Annotated in this window: 6 protein-coding genes; 3 read left to right on the top strand and 3 right to left on the bottom strand. The window is 36.8% G+C overall.

The window, feature by feature from the left end:
* Positions 1–549: 549 nt before the first annotated feature.
* Genes creD through NSB03_RS19445 form a run of 3 tightly spaced genes read right to left on the bottom strand, consistent with a single transcriptional unit; the run spans position 550 to position 2,825 of the window.
* A complete protein-coding gene (creD, locus tag NSB03_RS19455; RefSeq protein ID WP_024988807.1) occupies positions 550–1,902 on the bottom strand; it encodes a cell envelope integrity protein CreD in 1,353 nt (450 codons plus the stop codon).
* A gap of 26 nt (positions 1,903–1,928) precedes the next feature.
* On the bottom strand, positions 1,929–2,225 hold the full coding sequence (locus NSB03_RS19450; protein WP_004313179.1) for a winged helix-turn-helix domain-containing protein: 297 nt from the start codon (positions 2,223–2,225) through the stop codon (positions 1,929–1,931).
* Positions 2,226–2,825 carry a hypothetical protein gene (locus NSB03_RS19445; protein ID WP_024988808.1) on the bottom strand — a complete coding sequence of 200 codons (600 nt, stop codon included), beginning with the start codon at positions 2,823–2,825 and terminating at the stop codon, positions 2,226–2,228.
* Positions 2,826–3,155: 330 nt separating this feature from the next.
* Here NSB03_RS19445 and NSB03_RS19440 point away from each other — a divergent pair, with 330 nt between their 5' ends.
* From NSB03_RS19440 to NSB03_RS19430, 3 genes are all read left to right on the top strand, one after another.
* Positions 3,156–4,718 (top strand): PD-(D/E)XK nuclease domain-containing ATP-binding protein, encoded by a 1,563-nt coding sequence (locus NSB03_RS19440; protein ID WP_257466594.1) that lies wholly within the window; start codon positions 3,156–3,158, stop codon positions 4,716–4,718.
* A gap of 61 nt (positions 4,719–4,779) precedes the next feature.
* Positions 4,780–5,667, top strand: coding sequence for an Rpn family recombination-promoting nuclease/putative transposase (locus tag NSB03_RS19435; protein WP_257466593.1), 888 nt, complete (start codon positions 4,780–4,782; stop codon positions 5,665–5,667).
* Between the two features lie 265 nt (positions 5,668–5,932).
* On the top strand, positions 5,933–6,976 hold the full coding sequence (locus tag NSB03_RS19430; protein WP_128824553.1) for a winged helix-turn-helix domain-containing protein: 1,044 nt from the start codon (positions 5,933–5,935) through the stop codon (positions 6,974–6,976).
* The last annotated feature ends 209 nt before the right edge of the window (positions 6,977–7,185 follow it).

Below are 7,185 nucleotides of genomic sequence, written 5' to 3'. Positions count from 1 at the left end.
TCGAATGAAAAGAAAGTTTCCTTCCTGTCCGAAGGAACTTTATACTTAATGGGCGGGAAGTTTTCTATTAATAGCCAGGAGCGCAACTGTTAATACCCATTCCGCCAACTACAGACGGACGCGACAAGAAGAGCCGAGGTAAGCTAAAATATCAGCTATAATATTATGACTGAAGAGAATTTAAAACAGGAACTAAGTAAAAATATGAACAAAATAGGACAATAATCGTTAGACTATTGCCCTATACCATATTTGTACTGATACTAAAATATATCAGTTAAATGTTATTTATGTATCTATTTTTCTTATATTATTCATGCTGTTGATTACTTTTCTTTCCTCAAAAATGCAATATAAAAAATCGTTTGTCAAATGTATCAGAAGAAAAGCGGGTTGCTCATGCGATAGTGTTGATTTTATTTATAAATCATATCCCCAACCGCCAATATCGTTACAGATGTGAGTGATAACTTTATTATTGGGTGCAATAGGAGATGTGGCATCTCCTTTTATATACATTATGTCCATAGTTCTATTTTAAAAAACTGACTACTCATTAAACCAATCTATTTTCTTTGAGAAATACATCACCATTGCTAAGATAATAAATAATCCTAAGCTGCCTGCCAATAATGCGAAAGTCTCCAGCTGGATAAGAACAAAGATATAAATATAGAGTATAGTCAACAAACCGGACATGATTAATGACGGTTTCTTTTGCTTGGTGATTCCGAACATATATCCGCCTACCAGTATAATAGTCAGTGCAGAAGATAACAAATAGGCAGGGTTGAAGCCGATATGTTCGGAGAAGGAGAGGAGCAGGCTGTAGAATAGACAAAGTGCCAGTCCCACTAACAAATACTGTAAAGCATGAATACGGGTTTTATTCATAATTTCAGTGAAGAAGATAACTCCGAATGTCAACAGGATAATCAGGATAGCATACTTCGCTGAACGCATGGATTGCTGATACTGCTCTACCGGAATCTTGAAATTGACGCCGAAACTGGAATTATCTATATCTTTAATATTAGAATTGGTATAGTCAATCATTACTTGTGAGTAATTCCGGTTCAAGTTCAAAACTTGCCATTGTGCCGAAAATTCTTTTTCGGTAATATTCCGGTTGTTAGGCAGGTAGTTTCCGGTGAAACTCGGTGTATTCCAATTGGCTTTCAGGTCTACACGGGTTGTTTTACCCAGCGGAATAAAGTTAAGTGACTGTGAACCTTTCAGTTTGATTTTTATTTCGTATGGCAGTTCTTTGTTCTGCTTCAATTCCGATAAATTTGCGATTGCATGAACTCCAGTGTTATTTATTCCTCTGTTGTCCATACCCGGTTCGAATATATAAACAGAATCACCCAGAGTGATGCTGATTTGTTCGCTGATACCTCGCATATCGGTCAGGTTTAAGCAAATTGCTACCCTGTCAAACTGCAATTGCTCCATATCTATTCTGCTCTTTTTCAATTCTTCCGAACTGAATGATCCTTTCAATGTCAGTTCCGATTGATATACATTGACCTCATAGATACTTCTTTTCAGAATTTCAGTCTTCAGTTGTCCGTTGACCATAAGCTCGTCAGGAAAGAGTATCAGGTCTTTGATGGAAACCGTCTTCTCGCCGTTGTTTTCAGTGACAACCGGATACTGGAGATTCAGGTAAGGACCAGTGATGGTTTGTGCAAGACTCCATTTTTGGCTTACCTCGTCGATAGCTTCCTCCTGGGTTTGTCCCCGTTCGGAAATAAGATTCTCAATCATGAACATAGGTATCATCAGGAGAAGGATTAATAATCCGATGATGACCACTTTGATTGTTTTGGAAAAACGGTTGAGGCATCCCATAGGTTGCTGTGCCTGTTGCTCATTTGAATTTTCGTTGAAAGCGTTCATAAACCAGTAATGTTTTGATGAATTATTTATTTTGATTTTAGAAATTTCTCTAAGGCTTCAATATGCGATTTGAAAGCTTCTCTGCCTTGCGGGGTTGCCTGAAAAACAGTCCGTGGCTTTCGTCCGACAAAACTTTTGTTGCATACGATATATCCCAGTTCTTCCAGGGCGCGGGTATGGCTGGCAAGATTGCCGTCGGTCAGAGAGAGCTGTTCTTTCAGAAAATTGAAATCAGCTTCCTCATTTACCATCAGGATAGCCATGATGCCTAATCGGACCTTGCTTTCGAATGCTTTATTAATATATTGGAATGCTTCTATCATTTATGATTTCTTTCTTTCGTAGTGTAAATAGAATAATATACCATAGAGGATATGGAAAACACCGAAACCGATGGTCCAGAATAATAGTGAATGACCTTCACAAAAACAGTCTACGACGCCCAGGCAAATGAAAGCATAGCCTAACCATACAATGCTGGAATAAGTATACTTGGAAACGTTGACCAGTGCCAGCCCGTAAAATAAAAGCATGACAGAAGCCATAATGTCATAATACTCGTGCATAAGGATGGAAATACATAAAACACCTCCGGTCAGCATCGGAAAAGAGAAATGCCACAATGCCCGGTAAGTGAGGCGGCTGAAAAATTTTTGTCCTGTCTTTTTAGATTTGTAATAGGACAGGATGCAGGTAGTGACCGCCGCAGCTATCAATACGAGCGAGGCTATTATGACCATTAGTTCAAGGGCAACAATTGAATAAGTGCCCGGTGTAATAACTTGTGTGGCGATATATGCCCCAACTAATGCGTAAATGCCCGCCATGATTGCAGCGAGACCACTTAGAGAGATAAACTTTGAGGACTTTTCCATCAACTCTTTTATCTCATTTACCGATTCTAATGCTTTATCTTTATTCATATAAAAGTACTTTGTGATGCAAAGTAAAATAAAAGCTTTTAGATGAACAAACTTTTGCTTGAATATTTGGATAATAAAGATTATTATCCCCCAAAACATTATCCCAACTTTCTGACAAAATGCCTTATAAACGAATATAGTTGATATTCCATTCTTTGTTAAAACTGCAAGGATATTGTTTCAGTCACACAATATATGGGACAATCGGAACCAATGGATATCTTCAAGCAATAAGCCATTATTTTATCTAATATAGTAGAACTTTATTATACAAGGTATGCGTAAAAACGTTATCTTTGTATATGTTTCAACAAAAGACATTAGATTGATATGAAAGAGATATTCAGAAGATATCCTATCGGGATACAGAATTTTGAGCAGTTACGTAATATGAATTGTGTATATATTGATAAAACTGCATTGGTTTATCAATTAGTTCATACGGATACTGTATATTTTCTTAGCCGTCCCCGCCGCTTCGGAAAAAGTCTTCTAGTCTCTACTCTGGATGCCTATTTCTCTGGAAAAAAAGATTTATTCAAAGGACTGGCGATAGAACAGTTGGAGCAGGAATGGACTGTTTATCCTGTGTTGCATATTGATTTCAGCAGAACAAAATATACCGCTATTGAAGATTTGCAGGAACAATTGAATCTTTATTTGAGCGGATGGGAGAGGACTTATGGAAAAAATGAAGAAGAAACGAGCTATGCAGCCCGTTTGACAGGCTTGCTTCAACGGATTTATCAACAGACAGGAAAGCAGGTTGTCGTATTGATTGACGAATATGATGCACCTTTATTGGATAGTAATAGTGACTCAGCTTTACAAGGACAATTACGAACCGAGATGCGTAAATTCTTCAGTCCTCTCAAAGCCCAAGGGCAATACCTTCGTTTTTTATTTCTGACGGGTATCAGCAAATTCAGCCAGATGAGCATATTCAGTGAGCTGAATAACTTGCAGAATATCAGTATGAGTGATGATTATAGTGCTATTTGCGGTATTACAGAATGTGAATTGTGGAGTCAGATGCAACCGGATATTGAGAGGATTGCTCAAGCCAACCATGAGACATATGAAGAAGCCTGCCAGCATTTGAAACGGCAATATGACGGTTATCATTTTAGTAAGAACTGTGAAGATATTTACAATCCGTTCAGTCTTTTCAATGCTTTTTCTCAAAGGGACTATAAAAGTTTCTGGTTCTCTACCGACACGCCTACTTTCTTGATTGAGATGTTGCAGCGAATGGACTTCAATCTCAATCTCTTGGAGAAGATGGAAGTGAAAGATGAGGACTTTGATAAAGCGACGGAGGTTATCACCGATCCGATTCCTGTACTTTATCAGAGCGGTTATCTGACTATTAAAGGATATGAACCTCTTTTCCGTACATACACGTTAAGTTATCCTAACGAAGAAGTTAAAATAGGCTTTATTGAGACGCTGATTCCTTCCTATCTCAATCAACCCACCCGCGAAAGTAATTTCTATGTAGTCTCTTTTGTAAGGGATTTGATGAAAGGTGATATTGAGCAATGTCTGCTTCGTACCCGTTCTTTCTTCTCTTCTATTCCTTATGATTTGGAGAACAATCAGGAAAAACACTATCAAACCATCTTTTACCTGCTGTTCCGTTTGATGGGGCAATATGTGGATGTAGAGGTAAAGAATGCCATTGGCAGGGCCGATATAGTGATAAAGATGCCTGATGCGATTTATGTGCTTGAGTTTAAGGTAGACGGAACTCCCGAAGAAGCGTTGGCACAAATCAATAGTAAACAATATGCCATTCCTTATGAGATAGATCATCGTAAGGTTGTAAAAGTTGGTGTGAATTTCGATAGCGCAACGCGGACTTTGGGAGAGTGGGAGATAGAATATTCTTAGACAGAAATAAATTGAATCATATATACTTGAAATCAAACATTTTCTGCTTATCTTTGTCAGCATGAAAAAAGGAAACGGTAAAGGAGACGAACTTATGGCAAGTAATTATATTCGTTTCGATTGGGCAATGAAACGCTTGTTGCGTAATAAAGCCAATTTTGCAGTTCTCGAGGGTTTTCTTACCACTCTTCTAAATGAAAAGATAGTCATTCAGAAACTGTTGGAAAGTGAGAGCAATCAAGAGGACGAATTTGACAAGTATAATCGGGTGGATATGCTTGCAGAAAACTCAAAGGGTGAACTCATTTTAATTGAAGTTCAAAACAATAATGAGTATGCGTATTTCCAACGTATGTTATTCGGCACTTCTAAATTGGTGACCGAATACATAAACCGCGGGGAAGGGTATGACAAAGTAAGGAAAGTATATAGTGTCAATATTGTATATTTCTCTTTAGGGAGTGGAAAGGATATCGTATATCATGGAAAAACAGAATTCCGCGGAATCCATCAGGGAGATGTTCTGGAATTGACTCCTTTCCAGAAACAGACATTCAAAGTCGATAGTGTCAGTCAGCTTTATCCCGAATATTATATTCTGAAGGTCAATGATTTCAATCAAGTGGCCTGTAGCCCGTTGGAAGAATGGATTTATTATATGAATACAGGTGATATACCTGATGGTGCGACAGCGCCGGGGTTGGATGAGGCTCGTCAACGCCTGAAACTGGATAAGATGACTAAAGAAGAGTTAAATGCTTATTATCGTCATTTGGATAATATAGTGATTCTACGCGATAATATATATACCGAGCGTGCGGAAGGTCGTGCGGAAGGTCGCATGGAAGAAAAAAGAGAAATGGTACATAATATGAAATCTTTGAATATTCCACTTGATACCATTTCGCAAGTTACAGGACTATCCATTGAAGAAATAAAAAGCTTGTAGTAGGGATTGCCCCCGAAAAATGTGAATTTTAAAATGATAAAGACAACGCTTCCATTTATACAGGGAGCGTTTTTTTTATTCCTCATTTATGCAGTTTTTAGCTCATGAATAGCAGAATCTCTTATTCAGAGAGACACGGTTGACGTTCCATTCTCTGTTGAAACTGAAAGAATCTTGTTTCTCATGATATGGTTATCGCTTGATTTATTCGTTTGTTAGTTTGAATAATGTTACCTTTGTGGTTGAAAAGGAACTAAAATGAAACATGATGAGAACTTATAATATTATTTTGTTGTTCATTGCTACTTGTATCAGTGGAGTTGTATTTTTCTTTGCTTGTACATATACCTATGAGTCCAAGCTATCTGTTTTTAAACAAAAGGCAAAAAGCACTTTTATTGAGGCTGTTGATCAGGAAGTGAAAAGACGGAATGTGGAAGGTCCTTTAGTATCATATTTTGAACCAAAATATGTAGCTGCTGATGTACCGGATTCTGTTTGTATTAGAGATTCTTTGGGGATACATGAGTATCCTTTAGATCGGAATAAGCATTATATGAATATAACAAGCAATAGAGATTTACGTGCTTTGCATAGTTACACCTTTGGGAAGCACCCTATTATTGCAGATTCATTAAATATTATTTGGAGAGAATATTTGTTGGAAGCTCATCTTCCTGTTGAATCTGCTTTGTCTGTTTCAGTAACGGATGAAAAGGGAAAAGTAAAATCTTGTAATAAAACTCAATGTGAATGGTGTAATTTCTCAAATATAGTATTTACAGTTTATATTGGTTATGCTTGTGAAATAGAAGTGAAAGGGTATATCTATTATTCCATATGGAGTATAATACATTTTGAACTTTTACTCTATTTATTACTGTGTATTTTTATTGTTTATGGAATGTATAAAACTTGGATCTTAGTTCGGAAAAAGCTCGTTTTAATGCAACAAAAGAATACTATAGAAGTCTTGAAAATAGTAAAAGAGGTAGATAGTACTCCTGTACGTTCCTATATGTTAAAAGAGGATATGATATTTTATGCGGAGAAAAAGACTATAGAACTCAGAGGGATAAAAACAAGACTTTCCCCTCAGGCTAATGAATTGTTGGAGTTGTTTTTGAATAATAAAGAAAAGCATTATATTTTAAAAGATGATGAAATAATGAGTAAATTGTGGCCTAATAGGAAGGAGCGTGTGGAAAATGTTCATAAAGCGGTAGGTCGTTTACGTAATATACTTCATAAACTAGACTCTGATATTGACATAAAGAGAGGAGTTGAAAGTTATCAATTGATTCTTTAGTCATTTTAGCGAATAAATTAGAAGATTATAAGTGCCGATGAAATCGGTGTTTTTTTGAAAAAATGCAGTTGGTCCGAAATGGTCCGCTGCTTTTTTTGTCTATATCCTGCCAATCTCCTACTTTTGCTCACATAATTAGAGTTTCCTGAATAATATCAGTTAACTGATTTTCATCGAAATAGCTCTATCCATATTTTCTCATTTCGCAA

Source organism: Bacteroides acidifaciens (genome assembly GCF_024623065.1).
GTDB classification, from domain to species: domain Bacteria; phylum Bacteroidota; class Bacteroidia; order Bacteroidales; family Bacteroidaceae; genus Bacteroides; species Bacteroides acidifaciens.
This window is presented reverse-complemented; position numbering and strand designations above follow the sequence as displayed.